The following is a 26,879-nucleotide window of genomic DNA, read 5'->3' as shown; positions in this document are numbered from 1 at the left end:
TATGGGGTTTAGACTTCCCCCCATATACTTTTATTTATGAAAAGAAGTTAATAGACTGAATATTCGGAGGTGTGTAAAATTGATTAAATTTTTAGGCCGTCGTCTTGTTTATATGTTAATTTCTCTCTGGGTTATCGTCACAGCTACCTTCTTCCTGATGAGAGCGATACCGGGCGGACCCTTTTCAGGCGAGAGGAAACTTCCCCCTGCAATTGAAGCCAGTCTCAATTCCTACTATGGTTTAGACCAGCCTCTTTTTAAACAATATCTCGATTATTTAGTATCGGTAGCAAAGTGGGATTTCGGGCCGTCATTTAAATATAAGGGACAAACTGTGAACGACTTGATCAGCTCAGGTTTTCCGATTTCTTTTACACTTGGATTGGAAGCGATTTGCCTTGCGCTCGCTTTCGGCGTATTGTTCGGCGTGATCGCCGCGCTGAAGCGAAACAAGTGGCAGGACTACACAGCGATGATCATTGCGGTTGTCGGGATCTCTGTTCCGAACTTCATCATGGCTGCACTTCTTCAATACGTGCTGGCAATGAAGCTGGGCATGTTCCCTGTCGCACAATGGGAGTCATGGGGACATACTGTGCTTCCTGCCATCGCAGTCGCCTCGATGCCGATGGCGTTTATCGCCCGTTTGACGCGTTCGAGCATGCTTGAAGTGCTGAGCAGCGACTATATCCGCACGGCACGTGCAAAAGGTTTGAGCACACCGGCCGTTACGTTTAAGCATGCGATACGAAATGCCATCATGCCGGTTGTTACATATATGGGGCCAATGGCGGCGTCCATTTTGACAGGAACGTTTGTCGTCGAAAAAGTATTCGGTATACCGGGACTCGGCATGCACTTTGTCACCAGCATTACGAACCGAGACTACACGGTGATCATGGGTGTTACCGTCTTCTTCGGGGCAATCTTGCTGCTTTGCGTCTTGATTGTCGATCTTTTATACGGCTTAATTGATCCGCGCATTAAACTGTTTGGCGCTAAGAAAGGGGAGTAATAGGATGCAGCAAATACCAAAAGACATGTTTGAACCTGCAGCTGTTGACCATAGCGAAGCCGAAAAGATCTCAAAGAAAAACCTTTCATTTTGGACAGACGTATTCTTGAGATTTAAAGAAAACAAGCTGGCGCTGTTTGGACTGGTGGTTCTGATCCTGATCGCTCTGATGGCTATCTTCGCGCCGGTATTCTCAAGCTTTCAATATGAAGAAACGGATTTAACGAATGCGAACCAGCCGCCGAGCGGCGAGCACTGGTTTGGAACAGATGACCTTGGAAGGGACGTATTCGTCCGTACATGGGTCGGCGCACGCATCTCGCTGACAATCGGACTGGCTGCCGCGCTGATCGACGTTTTGATCGGTGTGATATGGGGTGCGATATCAGGCATCAGAGGCGGACGTACTGACGAAATTATGATGAGAATTGCAGATGTTTTATGGGCGATTCCTTCCTTATTAATGACGATCCTGCTGCTCGTAGTGATGGGAAAAGGCTTGGTCACGATGATCGTCGCGATGGTTATTACGGGATGGATCAACATGGCGAGAATCGTCCGTGGACAAGTACTCCAGCTCAAAAATCAGGAGTTTGTGCTCGCCTCAAGAACTTTGGGAGCGAAAAACTCGCGCATCATCAGAAAGCACTTGCTGCCCAACATCATGAGCCCGATCTTGGTCACCATGACATTAACCGTGCCTACGGCTATTTTCTATGAAGCGTTTTTAAGCTACCTCGGCCTCGGGGTTCCGCAGCCGCTTGCAAGCTGGGGAACGATGGCTACAGACGGTGTGCAGGGATTGGAATATTACCCATGGCGCCTGTTCTTCCCGGCTACTTTTATCTGTCTGACCATGTTTGCATTCAACGTTATCGGCGACGGACTGCGCGACGCTTTAGATCCGAAGCTGCGTAAATAAAGGAGTGAGAAAGATGAAACACTTACTTGAAGTGAAAGATTTAGCCATTTCTTTTAAAACATACGCCGGAGAAGTACAGGCGATCCGCGGCGTCAACTTTCATGTTGACAAAGGAGAGACGCTTGCGATCGTCGGAGAATCCGGATCAGGCAAAAGCGTCACTTCGCAGGCGATTATGAAACTGATTCCGATGCCGCCGGGCTATTTTAAAAACGGACAAATTTTATTTGACGGACAAGATCTGGTTCCGAAAACGGAAAAACAAATGCAGTCAATCAGGGGAAAAGAGATCGGCATGATCTTTCAGGATCCGATGACTTCTTTGAACCCGACGATGAAAGTCGGCCGTCAAATCACAGAAGTGCTGTTTAAGCATGAAAAGATCTCAAAAGAAGAGGCCAATAAGCGGGCGGTAGAGCTTCTCAGCCTGGTCGGAATTCCGATGCCTGAACGCCGCGTCAACCAGTATCCGCACGAATTCAGCGGCGGGATGCGGCAGCGCGTCGTTATCGCGATGGCGCTTGCGGCCAATCCAAAGCTTTTAATCGCGGACGAACCGACGACAGCTCTTGATGTGACGATTCAGGCGCAGATTTTAGAGCTGATGAAAGAATTGCAGAAAAAGATCGAGACATCCATCATTTTTATTACGCACGATCTCGGCGTTGTCGCGAATGTCGCAGACAGAGTCGCCGTCATGTACGCGGGACAAATTGTGGAGATCGGTACGGTCGACGAGATTTTCTACAACCCGAAGCATCCGTATACATGGGGGCTGTTGGCATCAATGCCGAGCCTTGACAACGACGGTGATGAAGAATTAATGGCGATACCGGGGTCTCCGCCTGATTTGACCAATCCGCCGAAGGGCGATGCTTTTGCATTAAGAAGCCCTTACGCAATGAAAATCGATTTTGAACAAGAACCGCCGATGTTTAAAATATCTGATACACACTATGTGAAGTCATGGCTTTTGCACCCGGACGCTCCAAAAGTCGAGCCGCCGGCGGCTGTCAAAAGCAAGATGAAGGAGTTTAAAAATCAGTATGAAAAACCGGTTGAAGTGAAAGAAGGTGAATGATGTGGCAGAAAAACTGCTCGAAATCAAGAATTTAAAACAGCACTTTTCAACGCCGAAAGGGATTGTGAAAGCTGTTGACGGAATCTCTTTTGACATTTTCAAAGGAGAGACGCTCGGTCTTGTCGGTGAATCCGGCTGCGGAAAGTCGACGACCGGCCGTTCGATCATTCGTTTGTATCAAGCGACTTCCGGAGAAGTCTTGTTTAAGGGAAAGAATGTCCACGACAAAAAGTCTGCCAAGGACCTTCTCGAATTCAACCGGAAGATGCAGATGATTTTTCAGGACCCGTATGCTTCCTTGAACCCGCGGATGACGGTTGCCGACATCATCGCAGAAGGAATTGACATCCACGGTTTGGCCAAAACGAAAAAAGAGCGGCTTGAGCGCGTTCATGAACTCCTCAAACTCGTCGGCTTAAATAAAGAGCACGCGAACCGCTATCCGCACGAATTCTCCGGCGGACAGCGCCAGCGGATCGGAATCGCAAGGGCGCTTGCTGTCGAGCCGGAATTCATCATTGCCGATGAACCGATCTCCGCTCTGGACGTGTCCATTCAGGCGCAAGTCGTCAATTTAATGAAGGATTTGCAAAAGGAAAGAGGGCTTACATACCTTTTCATCGCTCACGATCTGTCGATGGTCAAATATATCAGCGACAGGATCGGCGTCATGTATTTTGGGAAGCTTGTTGAATTGGCGCCGGCAGATGAACTGTATGAAAATCCGCTTCATCCGTATACGAAATCATTGCTTTCCGCCATTCCGCTCCCTGATCCGGATTATGAGCGCACGCGCGTGCGGAAGACGTATGATCCAAGCGTCCACCAGCTGAAAGGCGACGAACAGATGGAGCTTCGTGAAGTAAAGCCCGGCCATTTCGTCATGTGTACAGAGGAAGAATTTAAAGCCTATCAATCCAAATAAACGAAGCAGGAAGACAGCCGTCACAAGGCTGTCTTTTTTTTATGCTGAACAACCGCCGGCAATTTTTTGAGAAAAAATTTGAAACCTTCGCGGGAGACAACCGTCTTAGTATATGTAGGTAACATGCTCAGCTTCACTGAAGCTCCTTTCTAAAAAGATTTTGTTTAAACTAAAAAGAAAGCGGGTATATCTAAAGTGTGAAATTAGAACATCCATAAGGAGCAAATCAATGAACTGGTATGAGAAGCTTAGCGAGTATTTCCCAATTGAAGAAATGAAATCAAAAGAGCACATGGAAGCATTGTTAAAGGAACAAAACGATATTTACCATAAAGAAGAAGGCCGTCATCATGTGTTGATGTACGCCGAATTCGACTCTTTTATTTTCATCGACTATTTATTCGTTTCTAAAGACGCGCGAGGACAGGGACTTGGTTCCAAGCTGATTGAGAAGCTGAAAAAGAAAAACAAACCGATCCTCCTCGAAGTCGAGCCCGTGGATGAAGATGATGCCGATACGGCGAAACGTCTTAAATTTTATCAAAAGGAAAACTTTAAACACGCTGAGTCGATTGGTTACCGTCGCCGGTCACTCGCAACCGGCAAAGTGAACAAAATGGAGATTTTGTATTGGTCTCCAAAATCAAACACAGAGAAAGAAGTGTTTGACGCGATGAAAGAAACGTACGAAAAAATCCATACATACAAAGATGAGAAGTGGTATGGAGAATCTTATGAAGATGTGAATGACGTCCTTACGATTGTTGACGATCATAAACAAAAGAACATTTTCGATGAATTGAGCTAAATGAGAATAACAGATGGCATAAAAAAGCAAAAGTCGCTGGATTGTCAAAAAATTTCTGTTACAGACTGTTCACACTTACTTTTTTATAGTATAATACTCAATAAAGATTACTTTTTTAGATTTATTTCAATTTAAGAATACGCTAATTTCATTCTACTTTTTAAGGAGTGAAGCAATATGGTTACATTATATACATCCCCAAGCTGCACGTCTTGCAGAAAGGCGCGCGCATGGTTAGAAGAACATGATATTCCGTATACGGAAAGAAATATTTTTTCAGAGCCTTTATCAATTGATGAAATAAAAGAGATTTTACGAATGACGGAGGACGGAACAGACGAAATTATTTCAACTCGTTCCAAAGTGTTCCAAAAACTGAACGTCAACCTTGAAACAATGCCGCTTCAAGAGCTGTACCAGCTCATCAATGAACATCCGGGCCTTTTGCGCCGTCCGATCATCATTGACGAAAAGCGCCTGCAGGTTGGATACAACGAAGACGAAATCCGCCGCTTCCTGCCGCGCAAAGTGCGCACATTCCAGCTTCGTGAAGCGCAGCGTCTCGCAAACTAAAAGAAGGCTGAATTTTTCAGCCTTCTTTTTTTAATGCTTTTCACTCGCCTGTTCATAATAAATACTGGCTAAAATCACAAAAATCACCGTCAGGACGGGCAGCAGCATTTCGAGGGTGCTGTGCTGCGCCATAAAGGAAGACAATTCCTGCTCCCTGACGATCATTTCGCCGCCGGTATAAGCGAGCAGTCCGCTTCCCGCGTATATGAAGAGCGGAAACTTTGCAAGGGCCGCTTGAATCAGCCTGCTGCCCCAAATGATGACCGGGACGGAGACCATCAAGCCGACAACGACTAGCATCAGGCGTCCGTGCGAAGCTCCAGCGACCGCAATCACATTATCGAGCGACATGAACAAATCGGCAATCACGATGATACGGATCGCCTTAAATAAAGATGTCCCGCCTTTGACATGCTGGGCATCTTTTTTCTCAATCAAAAGCTGATATCCTAAGTACAACAGGAAGATTCCTCCGATAAATTGCAGATAAGGAACCGCGAGCAGGTACACTGCTGCCATTGTTAGCGCGATTCTCATCATGATGGCGATCAATGTGCCGATGATGATCGCTTTTTGTCTTTGCCGTGGAGGCAAATGACGGCTTGCCATTGCAATCACAACAGCGTTGTCGCCGCCAAGTATGAGATCGATTCCGATGATCACAAGGAACGACATCAGTACATCGTGTTCCATCAACTGGCACCTCGCTTTGCCTTTGCATCGGGACTTGCCTAAAAGGCACCCGCATCTACAGCTGCTGCTTGTACAACTAATATATGAAGCAGGCCGGAAAATATGTTAGCTTGGCTTTGAAGGCGTTTTTATTTCTTTTCCGCCTTTTTTATCATAAAATAGAAAATAAAGATTGATTATGGATAAGGTTAAGAAGTGGACGTAATGGGTAAAGTGTAGTAAAGTACAATTAATTGGGAGCTTAGTTATCCCTTCAACATCTTACAAAGAAGGGAAGGTTGGCAAATGGAAATCGAAAGAATAAACGAACATACGGTTAAGTTTTATATTTCCTACGGTGATATCGAAGACCGCGGGTTTGACAGAGAAGAAATTTGGTACAATCGAGAACGCAGTGAAGAGCTTTTTTGGGAAATGATGGACGAAGTGCACGAAGAAGAAGAGTTTGCCGTTGAAGGCCCCCTTTGGATTCAAGTGCAGGCCCTTGATAAGGGATTGGAAATCATTGTGACAAGAGCTCAGCTGTCCAAAGACGGACAAAAGCTGGAACTGCCGATTCCTGAAGATAAAAAACAGCATGTAGCAGAAGAAAGCCTTGATGCTTTGCTTGACGACTTTCAAAAAGAAGAGCAGGCAGAAGAGCAGAAACTGCAGTTTGTTTTAAAGTTTGACGATTTTGAGGATTTAATCTCACTGTCAAAAATGTCTATCAGCGGCTGCCAAACGACATTGTACTCTCACGAGAACCGCTATTATTTATTCGTGGATTTCAGTGAACTGCCTGATGAAGAGGTGGAAAACCAGCTGAGCATTCTGCTGGAGTATGCCTCAGAATCAAAGACGACGATTCATATGCTGAAAGAGTATGGAACACTGATTGCAGCGGATCATGCTCTTCATACAATAAAAAAGCACTTCGCATAAAAAAGCCGGTTTCTTTTGAAGCCGGCTTTAACTTTCTGGAACAAATATAACAAAGAGCTTCAATTCTCCACAACTTCCCTCCTCCCGTTCTACATCTTTCAAACGGCTCACCACTTTCAAAAGAAAACGATCATTTCGGACCAAACCAAATAGGGTCAATCTGATCTATACACTTCCAGTTTCATTGATTAAGATGGATTGGTGTTATGACAAATTTTGAAAGGTGAGATTGATTTGATGCGAAAAAGTTTAAAATGGATCATGGCTGTTTTTATTGGTTTAACATGTTTTTGTGCCGCTTATTCTCAAACAGCCATGGCAGCCGTACATTCCAAGACTCCGGATATTCTCGGAACAACGGGTAAAAACAATTTGAATCAGGCCTATAAAAAATACTTTGATACAAAAGGCGATGGTAAAGGCGGATCGCTGTTTCATTATATGAAAGACGGTTCAGCTTACATCGCTTCGACGACGGACGATAACCTGGGCAATGGCTACTACAGCGTCAAAACAGAGGGTATGAGTTACGGGATGATGATTACGCTGCAAATGAATGATGAGTATAAGTTCCAAAAGCTGTGGGATTTCGTCCGTAAATATATGCGCCATTCCGACAGAAACGACAGTTTGTACGGCTACCATAGCTGGCATATGAAAACGAACGGCTCAGACGTGCAAACCATTGATCAGAATGTTGCATCTGACGGCGAGGTCTGGTTTGCGGCAGCGCTCATGATGGCATCTGGCCGCTGGGGAGATAAAAAATACCCGTACGATTACAAAGCGCGGGCTCAAGACATGCTTGACGCTTTGGCCGGTGATGGAGAATACGCCAACACCGGTAAGGAATCGCGAGTGTTTATTAAAAACAGCAAGGATCAGCGCTATGCGATGGTTCGATTCGGCCCTTATGTCAATTGGACGGACCCATCCTACCACGTTCCTGCTTTTTTCGAGTTGTTCGCTAAAAGCGCCAAAAGCAGCCAGCAGTATTTTTGGAAAGATGCAGCAAACAAATCTCGAACATACTTGTCAGAAACAACGTTTAAAAGCGTGTTAAATAACGGATCAACCGTCACCAATGCGGCCACAGGGCTGTTTCCCGACGAAGCCGGCTTTGACGGCGTAAGCGATGCGGCTCATTCCTCAACGGAAACAGACCGAAATTTCAGCTATGATGCTTGGCGGACGGTGTCTCATATCGCTATGGATCATACACTTTGGTCCTCGGCAGATAACGCATATCGCGCCAGCGAGCAAAAAGCGGTTAACAAGTTCTTGACGTTTATGAAACGGGAAAACTACGGGAGAACGGCCCATGAATATACGCTGAATGGGACGGCCGTCAAAAAAGGAAGCCCGGTTGGCCTGATCGCCGCCAATGCGGGCGGCGCGACTGCAGCAAGCGATGCATCATTAAGGACGGGATTTGCCAAGGCGTTTAACAGCACATATATTCCAGAAGATTATTACGGATCATGTCTTTACATGCTGAACAGCCTTGTGGCAAACGGCAAATTTGCGATGTACCTTCCTTAAAAAATGTAATATCAAATTGAAAGACTGACCCTTCTCTGCGGAGAGGGGTTTTTAATTGGCCAGAAGTTGATCCCGTAATTATCCTTTAACAAGAATTACATCTCTATTTGAGGAAGATTTTTTGTGAACTTTATGAACAAAAAGAATATTATGCAGTTAAACTGTGCACGAAAAGTCGGGAAAGCTATAATGAAAGCGATTACAGTGAAGGGGGAGCACAACATGACAAAGAGGGGTAGATGTTACGGCTTTACAATTTTGCTTGTGTTTGCGCTGATTTTGGGAGGATGCGGCGGAAACACGGCTTCAAATAAAGCCGCGAACGAAAAAGACTTTAAACCTTCGAAAGCAATTGAGGTCGTTGCGCCTGCCGGAGCCGGCGGGGGATGGGATACAACGGCCAGAACGATCTCGAAAATTATGGGTGAAGAAAAATTGATTGAAAAGATGGCTGTCGTCAATAAACCGGGCGGCGGGGGAGCGTCGGGATGGTCGTATGTCCACCGCAAAAAAGGTGATAACCATACGTTGTTTGTTACATCTCCGCCGATTTTGTTCGTGCCTTTAAACGGACAATCCCAGTACGGTCACAATGATTTTACGCCGATCGCAAGCGTGATTGCCGACTACGGAGCGTTTGTCGTTCATAAAGATTCGCCTTATCAGTCGATGACAGATCTTGTGGATGCGCTGAAAAAAGATCCGAAAAAAGCCTCTATTGTAGGGACGTCTTCTCCGGGAAGCATGGACCACATGCAATTTGTCAGCGCTGTTCAAAAGGCTGGCGTTGATGCGAAAGAGCTGAAATACATTACGGCTCAAGACGGCGCCGGGATGAGCATGCTGCTCGGTAAAAAAGCCGACGTCTATTCGACGGGTGTCGGTGAAGCGGCCGAACAGGCGCGAGCCGGAAAAGTCAGAGTGCTGGCCATCACCGCTCCCGAACGCATGAAAGGAGATACGGTCAAAGATTTTCCGACCTTAAAAGAGCAGGGAATCGATGATGAATTTACGGTCTGGAGAGGATTTATGGGACCTCCGGGAATGAGCGAGTCCGCCGTAAAATATTATGAAGACAAAATCAAAGAGATGATGGAAAAAGACAGCTGGAAATCGATTCGGGACAGCTATGGATGGACGGATAAGTTTATGGGCCATCAAGAATTCAAAGACTATCTTGACGCTCAATATAAAGAAATGGAAGCGCTCCTTGATGATATCGGATTAGGTGGCAAATAAAATGGTCTCCGCGCGGTTGCCGGTATGGGAAAGCGACTTAAAAGCTTTGCCCGGCACAGCCGGCGACCGGCAAGCTGAAATCGAGAAAGGCTGGTGTAAACCATGAGAATCACAAACCGGGCCGTTTCTGTCATCATTTTGGCTGTGGCAGCCATTTACCTGGCGTTCAGCTTTAATTTAGACAGCTATCCGTACGCGGTGATCGATGCGGACGTGCTGCCGAAAAGTTTAGGCATATTGCTTCTCATTTTGGGTGTATTTCTGTTTTTTGAAAAAGATCAAAAAGATACAACGGTGAAAAAGCTGTTTCAGCTGAAGAAAAAAGACGTCAAGGTCATGATGCTCTGTGTTGCTTCTCTGTTGATCTACATTTCGATTTTGGAATTCATCGGATTTTTGCTTTCTACGGTAATGCTGCTGATCGTTTTGCCCGCGGTGTTGGGATATCGAAATTGGACAACGGCTGCGCTCGTTTCACTGATTTTCAGCGGCACAATTTATTTTTCATTCAACTATGTGCTCAACATCATGCTTCCGCAGGGGGTTATGCCTTTTTAATCGAACATAAGGAGGAAAGTGCATGTTAGATAGTATATTATACGGATTTCAGGTGGCGCTGACTCCGCAGAATATCATGTTCGCTTTTATCGGGGTGCTGATCGGGACGGTTATCGGGATGCTGCCCGGGCTTGGGCCGATCACTGCGATTGCCATTATGATCCCGTTAAGTTACGGAATGGACCCGGCCTCCGCGTTAATTTTGATGGCGGGTGTCTATTACGGAGCGGTCTTTGGCGGTTCGACGTCATCGATTCTGTTAAATGCCCCCGGAGTAGCGGGCACTGTCGCAACATCGTTTGACGGCTATCCGATGGCAAAGCAGGGGAAAGCGGGAAAAGCCCTTGCCATCGCTGCAATCTGCTCTTTCGCAGGCGGAACGATCACCGTAGTTGCGCTGATGCTCGTCGCACCGACAATGGCAAACATTGCGGTGACATTTGGACCGACAGAATATTTTGCATTGATGATGCTCGGCTTGGTGGCAATTTCAAGCCTTTCCGAAGGATCGACAGTCAAGGCGCTGATTTCTGCGACATTGGGCTTTATGACCGCTACCATCGGGATTGATCCGCAGACGGGGACCGAACGGTTTACATTCGGTGCGGCAAGCCTTCTGGAAGGCATCGATTTTCTGATCGTGGCTCTCGGTTTGTTTGCACTTGCTGAAGTTGCGTTCTTGATCAAGACGCGGAACAAGCCGATGACGGAGGGAGCGTCTCAGGTCGGCAGCCTGAAGGTGACGAAAAGCGAAATGAAAGAGATTTCGGGACCGATCGCAAGGCATTCGGTCATCGGATTTTTGCTCGGCATCCTGCCCGGTGCAGGGGCGACAATTGCATCATTTATTTCTTATATTACAGAGAAGAGAATCTCAAAACATCCTGAAACGTTTGGCAAGGGAAATATTAAAGGGGTCGCAGCACCTGAGACTTCGAACAATGCGGCAACGAGCGGCGCATTCGTGCCCCTTCTGACACTCGGGATTCCCGGATCAGGGACAACGGCCGTCCTGCTCGGCGCCCTTTTGGTCGTCGGCGTTCAGCCGGGGCCGCTCATGCTGACGGATCATCCCGACGTGTTCTGGGGCGTGATCGCAAGCATGTATATCGGCAATTTATTTCTGCTGATTTTAAATTTGCCGTTAATTCCTTTCTTGTCAAAAATTCTTCTGATTCCGAAGCAGCTTTTAATTTCGCTCATATTTGTTTTCTGCCTGATCGGCGTCTATGCTGTGACATTTAATGTCGTACATCTTTATATTCTGGTGTTCTTCGGAATCCTCGGGTATTTTATGAGAGTGCTGTCTTTTCCGGCGGCTCCGTTTATTTTAGCTTTTATTCTCGGAAGTTTGATGGAAGAATCGTTTAGACAAGCGATGACGCTGTCATCAGGAAGCCTGTCCGTGTTTTTTGAAAGTCCCGTCACAATCGGTTTATTGATTACGGCTCTTTTGTCGCTCATCGTACCGCCGATTTCCCGGGCAATGAAGAACAAAAATAAAAAGTCGATTGATTTGGAAGGCTGAGCTTTTGATGTCCGGAACGCTACGTTTCCGGACTTTCATTTTTCACAGGCTTGTAGCGGCGTTCGGGACGTCCGACGGTTCCATAGAAAAGTTCTGTTTTTACATGCTTTTCCGCAGCTAAAAATTCTAAATAGCGCCTTGCGGTCGTCCGGCTGACACCGATGGTGCGCCCGAGATTTTCGGCGGTGATGCCATCGCTGTTTTCGCTTTTGTTTAAAACGCCGGCTACTTTTTTCAGCGTCAGGCCGTCGATTCCTTTCGGATAATCGGCTTCAGCGGTTTGTTTTTCTTTCATGATGCTTCGCCTTTTTGCCATCAAGCTGTCAACGTCTGTCTGATCGATTGAAGACATTTCATTTACCTTGAGCCGGTAGGACCGATAGTTTAACAGCGTTTCTTTCAGCCTGGAAAACATAATCGGCTTGATCAAATAATCGACGGCTCCCGCGCGAATCGCCTGTTCGACATACTCAACTTCTTTCGCCGCCGTAATCATCATGACGTCTGTATGTCTGAGCTTTTGTCTGATCAGCCAGAGAAGCTCCATGCCTGAGCCGTCCGGCAGAAAAATGTCGAGCAGGACAAGGTCGGGCTTCACGTCCGGAAGCAAATCCTTTGCATCTTGAAAATTTTCTGCGATTCCAATAACAGAAAATCCTTCAATTTTGCTGATCAGTTTTTGATGTATGTCAGCGTTCCTGATGTCATCCTCCACGATAAACACTTGTAATGCTTTCATAGGTCAGTCCCCCAGCGTTTCTCTATTTTGGTATCACGACAGTAAACAATGCTCCGCCAAGGTCGCTTTTATCCGCTTTGATTTGTCCGTTTAACGCATTGACGGCTTCTTTGACTAAAAAGAGGCCGAGACCGCGGTGATTAGCCGCTTTTGTCGAATAAAACTTTTGAAAGATCCGCTCCTGTTCCCCCTCGGGAATACCGTCTCCCGAGTCTTCGACTTCAATTAAGATGTGATCTCCCCCGTCTGACAAGAAGACAAGGATGCTGCGGTCTTTTTTGTGGGAAACGGCGTCAAAAGCATTCTCAATCAAATTTCCTAAAATCGTAATGAATTTGCCTTTGTCCATTTCGTCCGGCAAAGCGTCCAATTTTGAGCTTTCATCGATTTCCAGGTTGATGTGCAGCTCTTTTGCACGGTTGACCTTTCCCAGCAGCAACCCGGAAAGAAGCGGATCAGGAATCGAATGGATGAGAAATCGCAGCATTTCCTGATGGCTTTTGTTCTCTTTTTGGATCAATTCGAGCGCTTCAGAATAGCTTTCCAGCTGGATCAGTCCCGCGATTGTGTTCAGCTTGTTTGAATATTCGTGGGTCTGGGCTCTCAGACCTTCCGCGTATTGCGAAGTTTGCGCCAGCTTTTTGGAGAGTTCGTCAATGTCCGTCTTTCTCCTGAAGCTTGCAACGGCCCCGCGGATTTTTTCGTTTTCGAAAATCGGCACTCTGTTGACGATTAATTCTTCATTTCCGATCGTTAATTCCTGATCTTTTTGCGCCGTTTTCGTTTTCAGTACTTCGGGGAGCAGCGTATCTGGAAGAAGTTCGGAAATCGGTTTGCCGAGCCACTGATCTTCGCTTTCGACGCGAAGGAGCTCACACGCTTTTCTATTCAAGAGCGTGATTTCTTCATGTTTGTTGATGGCGATCAAGGCCTCGTGCACAGATTCTGTAATCGCCTGTTTTTCAGTATATAATTGATTAATTTCATAAGGTTCAAGACCGAAAATAGACTTTTTGACATTGCGGGAAATATAGACGGCTCCCAAAACCCCCATCAGCACGACAAATCCTAATAAAAATATTAATTTTGTCTGATATTGAGAGACGATATCCTGAATATTTTCTTTTAAAAAACCGACTGAGATGATTCCGACGATTTTGCCGTTTTCATTAAGGATCGGGGCTTTGCCCCTGATGGCCGGGCCAAGCGTGCCGACGGCTTCCGAAATATATGCTTCCCCTTTTTCAAGAGCGCGCTGATTGTCTCCGCCGACCATCGGTTTGCCGATTTTTCCCGGGTGCGGATGCGCATAGCGAATCGCATCTGCCGAGCCGATCACAATGTATTGCGCACCGGACTGCTTTCTCGCGTTTTCTGCAATTGGCTGAAGGATTCGGGACGGATCGTCCGTTTCAAAGGCTTCCTGGACGGAAGGCATCTGGGCGAGCGTTTTCGCCATATCGAGCGCTCTGGCTTGAATTTGTGTTTTTAACGAATTTTCTAAAATGATTAAATAGAGGCCGCTCATAACAGAAAGCAAGATGAATAGCAGGGTGAGAATCAGCAATGTAAGCTTGGTGGTCAGCTTCCGTTTGATGTCAAAAACTCCTTTTCTAAAAATTTCGAGTTCTATAATACTACTTTATATAAAATCGGCCTGAATTTGAAGCGTTTTCAAAAAAAGGAAAGCTTCCGCGCATGTTGAATACTTGATCAAACAGGAAGGAGAGAGACAATATGTTCAGTGCAATGATCGATCAAGAAGAGATCATCTGTCTTGCCGACGGATACAAAACCGAAGATCTCAAGCGGTTGAGAAAACGACATTTATTTTACTGTCCGGTTTGCCGGTGTGAACTCGACCTGAAAGTCGGTGCCGTCAAGCTCCCGCACTTCGCTCATAAGCCGGGTGCAGCATGTCCGGTGCAACATGAACCGGAGAGCTCCTATCACCTGAAAGGAAAACGGCTGTTGTACGAATGGCTCGGCAGACAAGGCTTCCGCCCGGTGCTTGAACCGTATTTGCAAGAGATCAGACAAAGGCCCGATTTGCTTCTGGAATACGGAACCCGCCAGGTTGCAGTTGAATTTCAATGTGCGAATCTCGATGCGGCAGCGTACCGAAAAAGAACGGACGGCTTTCTCAAACTGGGAATCGAGCCGTTGTGGATTCTGGGCGGTAACCGGGTAAGACGCTTGGCGAGGAGTTTTTTTCAGCTTTCAGGGTTTCACTGGCAGTTCGCTCAGAAAAGGGATAAGCTTCCTAAGCTCCTGTTTTTTTGCCCCGAACAAAAGGCTTTCATCATCCTCGAACACTTGATTCCCTTTCAAACAAACAAAACATCCGCATCCTTGCGTTTTCTCCCACTTGCTGAAGCAGGCTGGCATGATTTAACCGCATGGGAAAACTGTTCGCCTCTCCAGCTTAAAGGTTGGAAAGAAAACATCCGCAGCTTTCGAATGTCGACCGTGCGTTTTTTATCAAAAGAAGCGAAGCAGATGGCCGCGCTCTTTTATGAAAAGTTCCGGCTCCCGCTCCCGTTTTTCCCCTCAGAAGTCTTTCTCCCGGTGCCGTCAGGCTATATTTTTGCCCACCCGGTTTATGTGTGGCAAGGGTACCTTTTCTTATTTATAACGAAGCATGATACGTTTCGCCTGCAGTCTGCGGTTCATTATATGGACTGGCTCGTCAAGGGCAAAAGGCTGAAGCTGAGATGGAGCGGGCAGCAAACGGCTGCTGATGCCGTTTGTGAATACATTTGTTTTTTGCATAAAAAAGGATTTTTAGAGAGGAAAGAGGAATTTTATTATTCCGCGGGTCCTGTTGCTCCGGAGCCGCGGCTGGAGGCGCTGTTAAAAAGGGATGAACATTATTTTTCCGAATGATTATCAAGCCTTTCGTTCAACCTAAAGAAAGGAAGGTGGTGTCCGGGCTGTTTCAGATCAAAAGATATGTATTTTATTTTTTAACGGCGGGATTTTGCGTCTTTTTTTTCGCATATGATTTGACAAAAGACGGTGAAAAAACAGAAGATAAACACAATACAAGTTTATTGGACAACAATGGACTTGGAGTAAAGAAAGCGAGGGGATTGACAGTGGCTGAAGAAAAAAAATCGAAGAAACTGCCTTCAAGAGAAGAGGTGAAGCAAGAAGACACGTGGAGACTTGAGGATATCTTCCCGTCAGATGATGCTTGGAGCGAGGAATTTCAAGCCGTTAAAGAACTGCTGCCCAAGCTTTCCGAATTCAAGGGCAGGCTCGGCCATTCCGCCGATGATCTATATGAAGCGCTGACTTATCAGGATAAGGTGATGGAGCGTCTCGGGAAGCTGTATACTTACGCTCACATGCGCTATGATCAGGATACTGGAAATTCTTTTTACCAAGGTCTCAATGATAAAGCGGCCAACCTCTATACCCAGGCAGCGAGCGCGACGGCCTACATGGTGCCGGAAATACTATCGATTCAGGAAGAAAAGCTTCAGCAGTTCCTGCTGGAAAAAGAGGAGTTAAAGCTTTACTCGCATGCTCTCGAAGAAATCAATAAAGAGCGTCCTCACGTACTGAGCGAGGAGGAGGAAGGGATTTTGGCCGAAGCGTCTGATGTTCTTTCATCTTCTTCCAACACGTTCGGCATGCTGAATAACGCCGATATGGAATTTCCGGAGATCACCGATGAAAATGGAGAAAAGGTACAGCTCACACACGGGAATTATGTCACCTTTTTGGAAAGCGAGAACCGCGATGTCCGCCGCGCGGCATTCAAGGCGGTTTACGAAACATACGGCCGCTTTAAAAACACGCTCGCTTCCACGCTCAGCGGAGCTGTGAAAAAAGACAACTTTTATGCGAAGGTTAAACATTATAAATCGGCGCGGGAAGCTGCTTTGTCGCGAAACAGCATTCCTGAAGAAGTCTATGACAATCTTGTCAGCACGATCAACAAGCATCTCCCGCTTCTTCACCGCTATGTTGAGCTTAGAAAAAAAGTGCTTGAGCTTGATGAGGTACACATGTATGACCTGTATACTCCGCTGGTAAAGGACTCTGGAATGAAAGTTACCTACGAGCAGGCAAAGGACTATATGCTAAAAGGTTTGACGCCTTTAGGGGAAGAATATTCATCCATTCTGAAAGAAGGCTTGAACAACCGCTGGGTCGATGTGTATGAAAACAAAGGAAAACGCAGCGGCGCTTATTCTTCAGGAACTTACGGAACCAATCCGTATATTTTGATGAACTGGCAGGACAACGTCAATAATTTGTTTACGCTCGTCCATGAATTCGGCCATTCCGTGCACAGCTACTATACGAGAAAATATCAGCCTTACCCGTACGGAAACTACAGCATTTTCGTAGCCGAAGTAGCTTCTACGACGAATGAAGCACTTTTGGGAGAATACTTGCTGAATACAATCGACGATGAAAAACAGCGGCTCTACATTTTGAATCATATGCTTGAAGGCTTCAAAGGAACGGTTTTCAGACAAACGATGTTTGCCGAATTTGAACATGAGATCCATAGCAAAGCCCAGGAAGGGGAACCGCTGACACCTGAGCTGTTAACGAGCATCTACTATGATTTGAATAAGAAATATTTCGGTGACAATATTGAGATTGATAAGGAAATCGGTCTTGAGTGGTCAAGAATACCGCATTTCTATTACAATTATTATGTGTATCAGTATGCGACAGGCTTCAGTGCAGCTCAGGCACTCAGTCAGCAGATTTTAAAAGAAGGCAAATCGGCTGTTGACCGCTATATTGAGTTCTTGAAAGCGGGTAGCTCGGATTATCCGATTGAAGTGCTGAAAAAAGCCGGTGTTGATATGACATCTTCGGAGCCGATCGAAGCTGCGTGCAAAAAGTTTGAAGAGCAGCTGAACGAAATGGAAGAACTTTTGCAAAAAGTCAATCATTCATAATAGGCGAGTATATAGAAGAGGCTGCCGGTCATACCGGCAGCCTTGTTTTCGATGAGGTCAAAAACCTTTAAATGTTTTGCGGTGGTTGAGGCGGCTGAGCGTAAAAAGGATTGATATAAATAAGAGAGGGGACGTAATATAAAGGGGAAACATATTCATCAAACCTAAAATATTCAAGACGAAAAAAAATAATATTGATGCAAGTCCTAAAATGATCTGAAGCATAAAAACCCTCCTAAGGACTGATAAAATTTCACAGGGGGAGACGATGCGCAAAAAGGCAGCAAAACCGGGCGCCAGTTCGCATAAATCGCGGTATGGCAACGTGCGGCGGGCTCGTTTTCTTTGTTACTTTGATCATATGATGGACATCTATTTTTTATGTTTTTGTGACAAAAATGTGAAAACTAATGAAATCAGTTGTCAAAACTCGACATGATTTGATATTATAAAGATGTGAAATTGATCACAAACAAACATTTACCCCTTTGTTTGACCGTGAAAAATTTCTCCCATCCCCTTTGTTGTCGTTAAGACATAATTAGAAACCGCGCTTATCCCGGCGCGGTTTCTTACTGCTTCAAAAAGGAACGTGCGTTCGTTTTAGCGCGAAAAAAAACACGGGAGAAACCCGTGCTATTTTTCGCATTGATAAAGCGGTCCGGCATCATGATGTCCGTTTATATAGCGCCAGAACATGCCGTGTTTCGCTTCCACTCTTTCGACTTTGCGGGCGAACGCGAGCTTTTTCATTTCCCGTTCCACCTCTTCCAGCGTCCAGTCGTAAACGACGGCAATTTCTTTGTCGGCTACAAATTGAAAGTATTCGATAAAAAGTTCGAGCGGAGGTGTTTGTGAAGGCTTCGGCTCATCGCCGAGCATCTCAAACAATACTTCTTCGTAAATCTCGTATGAATAATTTCCGGTTACTTTTAAGCCTTCTCCTTCGCGGAGACTGTTAAAAAACGTAAGAGTCGGGACAGATGCCACTTCCATTTCGGCAGCGATTTTCAAATCGCATTGCAGGGCTTTCACGGCGCTCTGCGAATGAAGATCCCTTTTAAATTCCTCCAGATCGAGCTGTGTATGCTCTGCGATCGCCAGCAGCACCTGTTCTTCGGTGATATCCTGCCGATTGAGAAACAGGCTTTCCTGCATGCATCTCAAAAACTGCAGCCCTGCTTTTCTGCCTTGCAGTTCCGCCGCTTTTAAAGCGAGTGAAGCGAGGTATGGTGCGGAGAGCGCTTTGTCATGCAGGAGCGTCCCGTCACAAGACATGCCTGATCTGCATGCGATCTTTTCCCATGCCTCTGCGAGGCGGTGCTTTTTACGTTTCTGAACGTTCAGCGCTGTGATGCTGCATGCGGCGATGATCCTTAGTGTGAAAAAACGGCCGTAGCGGATTTTCAACTTTTTGATCGCCGGCTCCAAAGCCCAGCATTCAGGAGACAAAGGGTCGACAAACATATAAATTTCCATCGGTTTTTGCGGATGTCCATGGCAATGGGAGAAAAATTGGTCACGCTGATTTAGTGTCAATGTGAACCATCCTCCATTTTAGGCTGATTTACCATATGTCTGGCTGTCAATGTCAGCCTTTCAAAAAGAAATTCCCTTATTTCGCCCTTTAAACCGACATGATCCATTGCCTCTTTCATACACGAAAGCCATGCGTCCGCCCGTTCCGGTGTGATTGGAAACGGCAGGTGCCGCGCCCTCAGCATCGGGTGTCCGTGTTCTTCTGTATAAAGCGGCGGACCGCCTAAATATTGCGTTAAAAATTGCTTCTGTTTTCTTGCCGTTTCCGTTAAGTCGTCCGGAAAAATCGGGTAGAGCAGCGGATGCCGCTTTACACGCTCATAAAAAGTATCAACAAGTTGCGATAGAAGCTCTTCTCCAATCGCTTCATAAGGTGCGTTAAACGATTGTCCCATGTTGACTACTCCTTTTAATATGGCTAATAGGAAAATATACCGATTCCTATCGCAAAAAAATATTTATCTTGTGCATCATTTATTATTTCACGATTGTATATACTTATTTTAGCAACCTCGTTCCATTTCTACAAACAAACCGACTTCTGCCTGCGGGCGAAAATCGCTGATTTTGTTTCAAATATCATATCATATTCGCTTCTTAAATGTGTATTTTTAATACCGGGAGGATCAAAGAGGAAGTAAATGCGGACAAAAAAAGCCGGAAAGCATCCTTTCCGGCTTAAGCATAGTAATTTGAGGTGATTCTTTTTACATAATTTTGCGTTTCTTTAAAAGGGGGAATGCCTCCGTATTTTTGGACATTTCCCGGTCCGGCATTGTAGGCCGCTAATGCGAGGTTCACATTCCCGCTGTATTTATCGAGCATCTGCTTTAAGTATTTTGTTCCGCCTTCTATATTTTGTACGGGGTCAAAAGCGTTATTCACGCCGAGCGCTTTCGCCGTTGACGGCATGAGCTGCATCAGGCCCATGGCGCCGGCCGGGCTGACCGCTTTTTCCTGGTAGCGCGATTCCTGCTTGACGACGGCATGAATCAGCTTCTCATCGACTCCGTATTTTTCTGCGGCGTTTTTGATGATCTGGTCAATGCTCTGATATTGGCCGCCGAAAGAGACGGGTTTCGCTGCGGCAGATGGGACGGCCGCAATTGCCGCAGGCTTTTCGGCTGTCAGCGGCGCCTGGAGCTGAGACCCTGTCGACACGGCCGGAACAACCGCGGGCTGTGAAGGCTCCAAACCGCCGACATTGCTTAAATATTGGTTTAAAATCGAGCTGAAATCAAAACCAGCATCTTCGGAACCGCTGTCTGAAGCCGGATAAAACGACCGTATCGCCTGGAGTTCCAAGAGGGCGGCCAAATGGTTGACGTTCATTGTTTTCCCACCTTATTGATCTTTAAGTTTTTGTTCATAAAATCGGACGATTTTATTTTTGGTTTCACGCTCAGGGATGCCGAACGATTTCAGCAGTTCAGAGAAATCCCGTTTTCCGCGTTCATAGTCTGTCACTTCGAATTCAACTTCAAAGTCTTCTACCATTAAGTATCGGCTGTGATCCAAAACAATTAAGCCCTGCGGCAATTTTTTTTCTGCACGGCTTGTTGCAAGCGTTCCGAAAAGGATGAGCTCGTCCGGTTGAATGCCGAGGCGCTTCAGGCGATCGTATACCGGTCCATGCGGAATCGTGAACGTTTCAAATTCGGGATTCCCGGTCAGCTCCTGGTGGGTTTCCATCAGACCTACAGGTGCCGGCTCTTTTAATGTCAGTACATATCGCTGCTGTTTTTCGCGAATTCTTAAAGCCGCTCCTTTTTCTTTTAAAGAAAAGGAGGACGTATCGTAATAATGGTTTTTTTGTATAACAAATTGCTCGGAAGTAAATTGATAATATGATTTGATTTTCTCAAATTCTTTTTTTGTTAGCATATTTTTAAATTCGATTTCGAGTTCCTGGCTCATTCTTTAATTTTTTCATCCTCTCAGCTGGTAAAATTGCATTTTCCTTATTATCTCTTGAGAAGGAACGTTTATCAATATTGAAGCTGATATGATAAAATGAATCTGTACTTTTATTGTAAAGGAGAGCATTATGCAGAACAGAATTGAGATTACCGAAGCCAATCTGCGAAACGACCGGCTGGTGTTGACCAGCGAAATCAATGACGGAGCGGAGCGGAAACCGGCCGGACGCATGCTGACAGACTCCGATCATTTTGCATTTGTATACATACTTGAACAGGACGATTCCTTTGAATACGTCATTTTAAACGAAGGCATCTGGTCCGATCTTAAAGCGGCCCTTGACGCCAATATTCCTGTGTTTTTACATATCGGAAACACGGAGCTGGAGCTTAACGGGTTCCATGATGAGCTCAGATATTTAATAGAGAATATTAAAGATAATGCAAATTATGGCGAAGAAATGGAAGAGAGAGTGAAACGGATATTCCTCTAGAAAAAAAGGCGATGAAATTGGGGGAAGGTTTATGGACGAAAAACAATGGGAGCAATTTTTAGCGCCGTACCGGCAGGCTGTTGAAGAGCTGAAAGTGAAGCTGAAAGGGATCCGGACCCTTTACGAATACGAGGAGGAACATTCGCCGATCGAATTCGTGACAGGGCGGGTGAAGCCTGTTCCGAGTATTCTTGAGAAGGCCAAGCGGAAAAACATTCCTCTGCACAACATTGAAAGCATGCAAGATATTGCCGGGCTCAGAATCATGTGCCAATTTTTTGAGGATATTCGCATTGTCGTCGATATGCTTCTGGCGAGAAAGGACTTCACGGTCGTGGATAAGCGCGACTATATCGCGGAACATAAAGAGAGCGGCTACCGCTCCTACCACCTCGTCGTGCTGTACCCTTTGCAGACAATCAACGGGGAAAAACAGATTTTGGTTGAAATTCAAATCCGGACGCTGGCGATGAATTTTTGGGCGACAATCGAACATTCTTTAAATTATAAATACAGCGGCAACATTCCGGAAAAAGTAAAATTAAGGCTTCAAAGAGCTTCTGAAGCAGCATCAAGGCTCGATATGGAAATGTCCGAGATCAGGGGCGAGATTCAGGAGGCTCACGTGGCATTTTCACGCAAGAAAAAGGATGAGGATGACGGTTAGGGGAAAGGAGATGGAATGATGAAGTTTGCGGTATCGTCCAAAGGAAATGATGTTTCCGATTCATTAAAAAGCAAAATTCAAACATATCTGCTCGACTTCGGTCTTGAATGCGATGAAGAAGAGCCGGATATCGTCATTTCCGTCGGCGGCGACGGAACGCTTTTATACGCATTTCACAAATACAGCGGCCGCCTCGACAAAACGGCTTTTGTCGGGGTTCATACAGGACATCTCGGCTTTTATGCCGACTGGGTGCCGACCGAGATTGAAAAACTTGTGATCGCAATTGCGAAAACGCCGTATCAAATTGTTGAATATCCGGTTTTGGAAGTTATCGTCCGCTACAATGACGGCAGCGATGAAGCGAGATATTTGGCGCTGAACGAATGTACGATCAAGAGCATCGAAGGGACGCTTGTGACAGATGTCGAAATTAAAGGGGAACTTTTCGAAACGTTCCGCGGTGACGGCCTTTGCTTATCGACCCCATCGGGAAGCACGGCATATAACAAGGCGCTCGGCGGTGCGATTATTCATCCGTCCATCAGAGCGGTCCAGCTGGCTGAAATGGCGTCGATCAACAACCGGGTGTTTCGCACGGTCGGATCGCCGCTCATTCTGCCTGAGCACCACACTTGTTTAATTAAACCGATTAATGATGTGACGTTTCAAGTCGCGATTGACCATTTGACATTGCTGCATAAAGACGTCAAGTCAATTCAATGCCGCGTCGCAAACGAAAATATCAGGTTTGCCCGCTTTCGGCCGTTTCCGTTTTGGAAAAGGGTCCAGGATTCCTTTATCGGAAAAGGAGAATAGGAAGGTTTGCTGTGAGCGATTTTTTGATGAAACAGATCATAACAGAAGAGGACAGCGGGGTTCTTTTGAAAGAATACGTCCAGCGGCTGGGCATTTCAAAAAGGATGCTGACGGACATCAAATTCGGCGGCGGGGATCTTTTGGTAAACGGCGGGCATGTAACGGTCAGATACGTTCTTCAAAAAGGGGACGAGCTCGTCATACAGTTCCCTCCGGAAAAAATGAGCGAATCTTTGCGCCCGGAAGAAATCCCGCTTGATATTTTGTTCGAAGATGACCATGTCCTCGTATTAAATAAACAGCCATGCCTGTCGTCGATTCCCTCGCGCGAGCATCCATCAGGCAGCTTGGCGAACGGTCTGATTCATTATTACCAGCGGACGGGCGTCCGCGCGACCGTTCACCTGGTGAGCAGGCTTGACCGCGACACATCGGGTGTCATGCTTGTAGCCAAGCACCGCTTCGCCCACTCGCTTTTATCGGGACTGCAAAAAAAGGGAGCCGTCAAACGGCAATATCGGGCGGTCGTCCACGGTTTGATCGCAGAAGAGCAGGGAACGATCGATGCGCCAATCGGCAGAAAATCATCGAGCATCATCGAGCGTGCGGTGATCCCCGACGGGCAAAAAGCGGTGACGCATTTTTGGGTGAACAGGCGCTTCAGCGGTATGACGGATGTCTCCATCCGTCTGGAAACCGGGAGAACCCATCAGATCCGAGTTCACATGAGTCATATCGGATATCCTTTGTGCGGTGATACGCTGTACGGAGGAACCCGCGGCTTCATCAATCGGCAGGCGCTCCACAGTGAGACGCTGACGTTTTTTCATCCCTTCACAATGGAAGAGCTGACGTTTCAAGCGCCGGTTCCGCATGATATGAGTCAGTTGATAGAGAGCTGAATTAAGCTCTCTTTTTTTATGGCTCCATACGGAATCTTGACTCATCATAAGGCAATGAAGAGGGGACAGATTCGGTTGTCAGTTCGGGGTATCTGAAAGCGGTCAGCCTGTTGCCGAATACACAACCGGTATCGATATTGATCGTATGATGTATCATTCGCGGACGTTTGACAGGAGTGTGGCCGTACACCACCCACGGATCGCCTTTGTAATGAGCGGCCCAGTCCCGCCTGACCGGCCGTCCGTCAGGCAGCGTTTCTCCTGTAATATCTCCGTATAGCACAAACTGTTTTACTTTTCCGACAGGCTTTTTGCCGATGTCTTCCGCTTTGATGCCGGCATGTGCGACGACAAGTTCGCCGTTATGCAGGATCTCATAAAGCGGGGCGTTTTCATAAAGGCGCATGAAAAGGTCTCTGATATCCTTCTGTTTATGTTTCGGAAGGTTTCTGTATTCCGCCGCCGTCGTCTCCAGCCCGTGCTGCAGCTTCACCGCATTGCCTTTGAAAAAACGGTACAGCTTATTGCAGTGATTGCCGGGCACATATCGCACAGCTCCTTCTTCAACGGCCCGTCCTACAAATTCAACGACCTCCAGCGATTTTGGCCCTCTGTCTGTTAAATCCCCGAGAAAGACAAGTGTTCTGTTTTCCGGATGAACGGGAAACCCCGATGACAGCGAGTAACCGAGCTTTTCAATCAGCGCAATCATTTCGTCATAGCACCCGTGAATATCGCCGATTACATCATATTTCATGCGTTTTCTGCCTCCTGTCTGCGTATGTATATACATTGCCCAGTCCATATATAAATCAAGCTTCAGCGACTTTCGCCGGAGAAAATCAGGCATATTACTTTTTTTTCTGAGCGAGCATTGTTAAAATCGATTTTTACACCTGTGAGAAAAGAGTTCAGACGGTTCTTTTCCCACATGAAAATGTCTAAAAAGATGTCCCTTTTATTTTTAAAAAAGGGAACGCTAATCATACCCGGAAACCGGTTTTAGAGGAGGTACCAGTTTATGGAGCACACATCTGTCTCATCTTTAGTTGTCGTACTGATTATCGCATTTTTAACGCCCATCCTGCTGCACCGTTTCAGGTTAAGCATACCGGTGGTTGTCGCTGAAATTATCATGGGTCTTATTATCGGAAAAAGCGGGTTCGATCTGGTCGCCCAGCACGATACATGGCTCGAAACTTTATCGATGCTCGGATTTATCTTTTTAATGTTTTTAAGCGGGCTTGAAATCGATTTTTCCGCATTTGAAAAAGGAAAGAAAAAGCAGCTGCTTCCGAGCGGAAAGGAAGCGCCGAATACATTTAAAACGGCTTCGGTCATCTTTATTGCCGTCTTTATTTTATCGCTCGGCCTTTCTTACAGCTTTGTCATGGCAGGATTTATTGACAACGCCTTTTTAATGACGCTGATCATTTCGACAATTTCGCTCGGGGTTGTCGTTCCGACGCTGAAAGAAGAGCGTCTTATGAAGACGAATATCGGCCAGATTATTTTGCTTGTCGCCGTCATTGCGGATCTTGTCACGATGATTCTGCTTGCAGTGTTCGCCTCAATCTACGGGGACGAAAACAGCAATATGTGGCTGCTGATGATCTTATTTGCCGCCGGCGTCGTTTTATACCTGTTCGGAAGGATATTTAAAAAGCGGCCTTTTGTCGAAGTGCTGTCAAAAGGAACGATCCAGATCGGCACAAGGGCGATATTTACGCTGATCATCGTACTTGTGGCGCTGTCCGAGTCGCTCGGTGCAGAAAACATACTTGGCGCGTTTTTGGCCGGGGTGCTTGTTTCGCTGCTTTCGCCGAACAAGGAGCTCGTTCAGCAGCTCGATTCATTCGGCTACGGATTCCTCATCCCGATCTTCTTTGTGATGACAGGCGTCAAATTGGACATTTGGTCACTGTTTGGCAATCCGAAAATTTTAGTGATGATCCCGCTTCTGTTTGTGGCTCTGTTAATCAGTAAAGTCGTTCCGGTGCTGTTTTTGAAAAAGTGGTATGACATGAAAACCGTGCTGGCTTCCGGTTTTCTCCTGACTTCCACGCTTTCTTTGGTGATCGCGGCGACAACGATCGGCGAGCGCATCGGCGTCATTGATGCGCAGATGTCCGGCGCGCTGATTCTGGTCGCTGTCATTACATGCATCATCACACCGACCGGCTTTAAAAAATTAATGCCGAAAACGGAAAGCGAAAAAGAGAAAAAGACGATCACCTTTATCGGCGCAAATCAAATGACGCTGCCGGTCACGCTCGAACTTTCTCCGGAAGATTATCACGTCAGAATCCTGCATGTCCGGCAGGAAAAAAAGGAAGAAAATCTGGCGGATCCGGTGTTTGATGTTGAAGTTTTGCCTGATTATGAATACGAGACGCTTCAATCATTCGGCGTTTTCCAAACGGATATACTCGTCGTGGCCACTGGCAGCGAAGAGCGCAATACAGGGATCGCGCTTTTTGCGAAGGAGCAGAAAGTCGCGAGAATTATCGCCAGCGCAGATTCTCCAGACGCCGAATCCAGACTGAAGGATAACGGAATTGATACCTTCTCCATTCTGCTTTCTACAAAAACGCTGCTACGCGCGCTTATCGAGGCGCCTGGCGTTATGAAACTCCTGACGAACCAGGATGCGTCGCTGTATCAGATCAATATGAGCAATGAGCGATTTGACGGTGTTCTGTTAAGGGAGTTTCCGTTTACGGGAGATGTTATCTTCGTCCGAATTTTCCGCGGGGTGGACAGCATCGTGCCCCACGGGGATACAAGGCTGCAATTGGGTGACAGGCTGATCGCCACCGGTTCGCGCGAATATATTGCGGAATTGAGAAAAACGCTTGGAGACTGATGCTTGACCATTTTGCAATTCGTGATAAGATAAAAGTATAAACTGAATGAACAAGAAATGTTTTCCACTAGGGGAGTCCTTGATAAGGGCTGAGATAAAAGTGTGACTTTTAGACCCTCATAACCTGAACAGGTTCAAACCTGCGTAGGGAAGTGGCACGGTATTTGAGTATGTATTTATGCAAATTCCAAACCACTT

The 26,879-nt window shown here is 46.3% G+C and carries 27 protein-coding genes, 1 pseudogene and 1 riboswitch; of the genes and pseudogenes, 19 read left to right on the top strand and 9 right to left on the bottom strand.

All coding sequences use genetic code 11. The features are described from left to right. The first annotated feature begins 79 nt into the window (after nucleotides 1-79). The 6 genes from LQ247_RS12400 (at nucleotide 80) to spxA (ending at nucleotide 5,324) form a co-directional block, all read left to right on the top strand. Complete coding sequence (locus tag LQ247_RS12400) at nucleotides 80-1,015, top strand: ABC transporter permease (protein WP_020450932.1); 936 nt, start codon at nucleotides 80-82, stop codon at nucleotides 1,013-1,015. A 4-nt stretch (nucleotides 1,016-1,019) separates the two neighbouring features. Beyond that, a complete protein-coding gene (locus LQ247_RS12395) occupies nucleotides 1,020-1,937 on the top strand; it encodes an ABC transporter permease (protein WP_023856653.1) in 918 nt (305 codons plus the stop codon). Nucleotides 1,938-1,950: 13 nt separating this feature from the next. Beyond that, complete coding sequence (locus LQ247_RS12390) at nucleotides 1,951-3,018, top strand: ABC transporter ATP-binding protein (protein ID WP_020450934.1); 1,068 nt, start codon at nucleotides 1,951-1,953, stop codon at nucleotides 3,016-3,018. Between the two features lies 1 nt (nucleotide 3,019). Continuing rightward, a complete protein-coding gene (locus LQ247_RS12385; RefSeq protein ID WP_231006122.1) occupies nucleotides 3,020-3,943 on the top strand; it encodes an ABC transporter ATP-binding protein in 924 nt (307 codons plus the stop codon). 229 nt (nucleotides 3,944-4,172) lie between these two features. Beyond that, nucleotides 4,173-4,751 carry a GNAT family N-acetyltransferase gene (locus LQ247_RS12380; protein ID WP_231006121.1) on the top strand — a complete coding sequence of 193 codons (579 nt, stop codon included), beginning with the start codon at nucleotides 4,173-4,175 and terminating at the stop codon, nucleotides 4,749-4,751. A gap of 177 nt (nucleotides 4,752-4,928) precedes the next feature. Continuing rightward, entirely contained in the window at nucleotides 4,929-5,324 is a 396-nt protein-coding gene (spxA, locus tag LQ247_RS12375; protein ID WP_003180621.1) for a transcriptional regulator SpxA, read from the top strand. Nucleotides 5,325-5,354: 30 nt separating this feature from the next. On the opposite strand, the gene LQ247_RS12370 is transcribed toward spxA, so the two are convergent. Further along, nucleotides 5,355-6,017, bottom strand: a complete 663-nt coding sequence (locus tag LQ247_RS12370; RefSeq protein WP_144497777.1) for a TerC family protein — start codon at nucleotides 6,015-6,017, stop codon at nucleotides 5,355-5,357. A gap of 178 nt (nucleotides 6,018-6,195) precedes the next feature. On the opposite strand from LQ247_RS12370, the pseudogene LQ247_RS12365 reads away from it, so the two are divergent. The 6 genes and pseudogenes from LQ247_RS12365 to LQ247_RS12340 all read left to right on the top strand — a co-directional run bounded on the left by LQ247_RS12365 (nucleotide 6,196) and on the right by LQ247_RS12340 (nucleotide 11,808). Further along, nucleotides 6,196-6,321: pseudogene (locus LQ247_RS12365) on the top strand (hypothetical protein). After that, nucleotides 6,303-6,941, top strand: coding sequence for an adaptor protein MecA (gene mecA / locus LQ247_RS12360; RefSeq protein WP_003180627.1), 639 nt, complete (start codon nucleotides 6,303-6,305; stop codon nucleotides 6,939-6,941). The pseudogene LQ247_RS12365 and the gene mecA overlap by 19 nt, the downstream one beginning before the upstream one ends. 237 nt (nucleotides 6,942-7,178) lie before the next feature. Then, complete coding sequence (locus tag LQ247_RS12355) at nucleotides 7,179-8,483, top strand: glycosyl hydrolase family 8 (protein WP_231006120.1); 1,305 nt, start codon at nucleotides 7,179-7,181, stop codon at nucleotides 8,481-8,483. A gap of 222 nt (nucleotides 8,484-8,705) precedes the next feature. After that, a complete protein-coding gene (locus LQ247_RS12350) occupies nucleotides 8,706-9,722 on the top strand; it encodes a tripartite tricarboxylate transporter substrate binding protein (RefSeq protein WP_231006119.1) in 1,017 nt (338 codons plus the stop codon). A 102-nt stretch (nucleotides 9,723-9,824) separates the two neighbouring features. Then, nucleotides 9,825-10,280, top strand: a complete 456-nt coding sequence (locus tag LQ247_RS12345) for a tripartite tricarboxylate transporter TctB family protein (protein WP_025811638.1) — start codon at nucleotides 9,825-9,827, stop codon at nucleotides 10,278-10,280. 22 nt (nucleotides 10,281-10,302) lie between these two features. Continuing rightward, entirely contained in the window at nucleotides 10,303-11,808 is a 1,506-nt protein-coding gene (locus tag LQ247_RS12340) for a tripartite tricarboxylate transporter permease (RefSeq protein ID WP_003180636.1), read from the top strand. A gap of 19 nt (nucleotides 11,809-11,827) precedes the next feature. Here the strand turns inward: LQ247_RS12340 and LQ247_RS12335 are convergent, their stop codons facing one another. Further along, entirely contained in the window at nucleotides 11,828-12,547 is a 720-nt protein-coding gene (locus tag LQ247_RS12335; protein ID WP_020450941.1) for a response regulator, read from the bottom strand. A 22-nt stretch (nucleotides 12,548-12,569) separates the two neighbouring features. Further along, a complete protein-coding gene (locus tag LQ247_RS12330) occupies nucleotides 12,570-14,114 on the bottom strand; it encodes an ATP-binding protein (RefSeq protein ID WP_214485523.1) in 1,545 nt (514 codons plus the stop codon). Nucleotides 14,115-14,284: 170 nt separating this feature from the next. On the opposite strand from LQ247_RS12330, the gene LQ247_RS12325 reads away from it, so the two are divergent. Beyond that, on the top strand, nucleotides 14,285-15,433 hold the full coding sequence (locus tag LQ247_RS12325) for a competence protein CoiA family protein (protein ID WP_231006118.1): 1,149 nt from the start codon (nucleotides 14,285-14,287) through the stop codon (nucleotides 15,431-15,433). A 212-nt stretch (nucleotides 15,434-15,645) separates the two neighbouring features. Next, entirely contained in the window at nucleotides 15,646-17,475 is a 1,830-nt protein-coding gene (gene pepF / locus LQ247_RS12320) for an oligoendopeptidase F (protein WP_023856662.1), read from the top strand. A 57-nt stretch (nucleotides 17,476-17,532) separates the two neighbouring features. On the opposite strand, the gene LQ247_RS12315 is transcribed toward pepF, so the two are convergent. The 5 genes from LQ247_RS12315 to LQ247_RS12295 form a co-directional block, all read right to left on the bottom strand. Further along, a complete protein-coding gene (locus tag LQ247_RS12315; RefSeq protein ID WP_023856663.1) occupies nucleotides 17,533-17,700 on the bottom strand; it encodes a hypothetical protein in 168 nt (55 codons plus the stop codon). A gap of 411 nt (nucleotides 17,701-18,111) precedes the next feature. Beyond that, entirely contained in the window at nucleotides 18,112-19,014 is a 903-nt protein-coding gene (gene spxH / locus LQ247_RS12310; RefSeq protein ID WP_003180650.1) for a protease adaptor protein SpxH, read from the bottom strand. Next, nucleotides 19,011-19,409 (bottom strand): globin domain-containing protein, encoded by a 399-nt coding sequence (locus LQ247_RS12305; RefSeq protein ID WP_003180652.1) that lies wholly within the window; start codon nucleotides 19,407-19,409, stop codon nucleotides 19,011-19,013. Before LQ247_RS12305 ends, spxH begins: the two co-directional genes overlap by 4 nt. A gap of 283 nt (nucleotides 19,410-19,692) precedes the next feature. Further along, the gene (locus tag LQ247_RS12300; RefSeq protein ID WP_144497783.1) at nucleotides 19,693-20,346 is read right to left on the bottom strand and encodes a lytic transglycosylase domain-containing protein; all 654 of its coding nucleotides are present in this window, start codon (nucleotides 20,344-20,346) and stop codon (nucleotides 19,693-19,695) included. A gap of 12 nt (nucleotides 20,347-20,358) precedes the next feature. Further along, nucleotides 20,359-20,931 carry a CYTH domain-containing protein gene (locus LQ247_RS12295; protein ID WP_020450948.1) on the bottom strand — a complete coding sequence of 191 codons (573 nt, stop codon included), beginning with the start codon at nucleotides 20,929-20,931 and terminating at the stop codon, nucleotides 20,359-20,361. Between the two features lie 130 nt (nucleotides 20,932-21,061). Between LQ247_RS12295 and LQ247_RS12290 the strand changes: the two genes are divergently transcribed. The 4 genes from LQ247_RS12290 to LQ247_RS12275 are packed head-to-tail and all read left to right on the top strand — an operon-like array spanning nucleotide 21,062 to nucleotide 23,815. Next, nucleotides 21,062-21,427: a hypothetical protein gene (locus tag LQ247_RS12290; protein WP_105979044.1), complete on the top strand. Its 366-nt coding sequence runs from the start codon at nucleotides 21,062-21,064 to the stop codon at nucleotides 21,425-21,427. Nucleotides 21,428-21,458: 31 nt separating this feature from the next. Continuing rightward, entirely contained in the window at nucleotides 21,459-22,094 is a 636-nt protein-coding gene (locus LQ247_RS12285; protein WP_003180661.1) for a GTP pyrophosphokinase, read from the top strand. Between the two features lie 18 nt (nucleotides 22,095-22,112). Further along, nucleotides 22,113-22,913, top strand: a complete 801-nt coding sequence (locus LQ247_RS12280; protein ID WP_023856668.1) for an NAD kinase — start codon at nucleotides 22,113-22,115, stop codon at nucleotides 22,911-22,913. A 26-nt stretch (nucleotides 22,914-22,939) separates the two neighbouring features. Then, nucleotides 22,940-23,815, top strand: a complete 876-nt coding sequence (locus LQ247_RS12275) for an RluA family pseudouridine synthase (protein WP_020450950.1) — start codon at nucleotides 22,940-22,942, stop codon at nucleotides 23,813-23,815. 16 nt (nucleotides 23,816-23,831) lie between these two features. Here the strand turns inward: LQ247_RS12275 and prpE are convergent, their stop codons facing one another. Continuing rightward, nucleotides 23,832-24,572, bottom strand: coding sequence for a bis(5'-nucleosyl)-tetraphosphatase PrpE (gene prpE, locus LQ247_RS12270; RefSeq protein WP_144497784.1), 741 nt, complete (start codon nucleotides 24,570-24,572; stop codon nucleotides 23,832-23,834). A gap of 264 nt (nucleotides 24,573-24,836) precedes the next feature. Between prpE and LQ247_RS12265 the strand changes: the two genes are divergently transcribed. Then, nucleotides 24,837-26,681 (top strand): monovalent cation:proton antiporter family protein, encoded by a 1,845-nt coding sequence (locus LQ247_RS12265; protein ID WP_020450952.1) that lies wholly within the window; start codon nucleotides 24,837-24,839, stop codon nucleotides 26,679-26,681. Nucleotides 26,682-26,740: 59 nt separating this feature from the next. Next, a riboswitch (TPP riboswitch) is annotated at nucleotides 26,741-26,849 on the top strand. The last annotated feature ends 30 nt before the right edge of the window (nucleotides 26,850-26,879 follow it).

Origin of the sequence: Bacillus sp. BS3(2021) (genome assembly GCF_021043345.1) — a bacterium.
Classification (GTDB): Bacteria; Bacillota; Bacilli; order Bacillales; family Bacillaceae; genus Bacillus; species Bacillus paralicheniformis.
The sequence above is the reverse complement of the archived record's forward strand: the minus strand, read 5'-3'. Positions and strand labels throughout refer to the sequence as shown.

Coding starts and splice junctions, on each gene's coding strand:
- LQ247_RS12300 (WP_144497783.1), bottom strand. CDS start 20,346: ATGAACGTCAACCATTTGGCCGCCCTCTTGGAACTCCAGGCGATACGG.
- LQ247_RS12295 (WP_020450948.1), bottom strand. CDS start 20,931: ATGAGCCAGGAACTCGAAATCGAATTTAAAAATATGCTAACAAAAAAA.
- LQ247_RS12305 (WP_003180652.1), bottom strand. CDS start 19,409: ATGGGACAATCGTTTAACGCACCTTATGAAGCGATTGGAGAAGAGCTT.
- LQ247_RS12325 (WP_231006118.1), top strand. CDS start 14,285: ATGTTCAGTGCAATGATCGATCAAGAAGAGATCATCTGTCTTGCCGAC.
- LQ247_RS12380 (WP_231006121.1), top strand. CDS start 4,173: ATGAACTGGTATGAGAAGCTTAGCGAGTATTTCCCAATTGAAGAAATG.
- prpE (WP_144497784.1), bottom strand. CDS start 24,572: ATGAAATATGATGTAATCGGCGATATTCACGGGTGCTATGACGAAATG.
- LQ247_RS12370 (WP_144497777.1), bottom strand. CDS start 6,017: ATGGAACACGATGTACTGATGTCGTTCCTTGTGATCATCGGAATCGAT.
- LQ247_RS12265 (WP_020450952.1), top strand. CDS start 24,837: ATGGAGCACACATCTGTCTCATCTTTAGTTGTCGTACTGATTATCGCA.
- LQ247_RS12345 (WP_025811638.1), top strand. CDS start 9,825: ATGAGAATCACAAACCGGGCCGTTTCTGTCATCATTTTGGCTGTGGCA.
- LQ247_RS12335 (WP_020450941.1), bottom strand. CDS start 12,547: ATGAAAGCATTACAAGTGTTTATCGTGGAGGATGACATCAGGAACGCT.
- LQ247_RS12390 (WP_020450934.1), top strand. CDS start 1,951: ATGAAACACTTACTTGAAGTGAAAGATTTAGCCATTTCTTTTAAAACA.
- LQ247_RS12290 (WP_105979044.1), top strand. CDS start 21,062: ATGCAGAACAGAATTGAGATTACCGAAGCCAATCTGCGAAACGACCGG.
- LQ247_RS12350 (WP_231006119.1), top strand. CDS start 8,706: ATGACAAAGAGGGGTAGATGTTACGGCTTTACAATTTTGCTTGTGTTT.
- LQ247_RS12315 (WP_023856663.1), bottom strand. CDS start 17,700: ATGCTTCAGATCATTTTAGGACTTGCATCAATATTATTTTTTTTCGTC.
- LQ247_RS12285 (WP_003180661.1), top strand. CDS start 21,459: ATGGACGAAAAACAATGGGAGCAATTTTTAGCGCCGTACCGGCAGGCT.
- LQ247_RS12280 (WP_023856668.1), top strand. CDS start 22,113: ATGAAGTTTGCGGTATCGTCCAAAGGAAATGATGTTTCCGATTCATTA.
- LQ247_RS12275 (WP_020450950.1), top strand. CDS start 22,940: ATGAAACAGATCATAACAGAAGAGGACAGCGGGGTTCTTTTGAAAGAA.
- spxA (WP_003180621.1), top strand. CDS start 4,929: ATGGTTACATTATATACATCCCCAAGCTGCACGTCTTGCAGAAAGGCG.
- LQ247_RS12340 (WP_003180636.1), top strand. CDS start 10,303: ATGTTAGATAGTATATTATACGGATTTCAGGTGGCGCTGACTCCGCAG.
- LQ247_RS12395 (WP_023856653.1), top strand. CDS start 1,020: ATGCAGCAAATACCAAAAGACATGTTTGAACCTGCAGCTGTTGACCAT.
- mecA (WP_003180627.1), top strand. CDS start 6,303: ATGGAAATCGAAAGAATAAACGAACATACGGTTAAGTTTTATATTTCC.
- LQ247_RS12355 (WP_231006120.1), top strand. CDS start 7,179: ATGCGAAAAAGTTTAAAATGGATCATGGCTGTTTTTATTGGTTTAACA.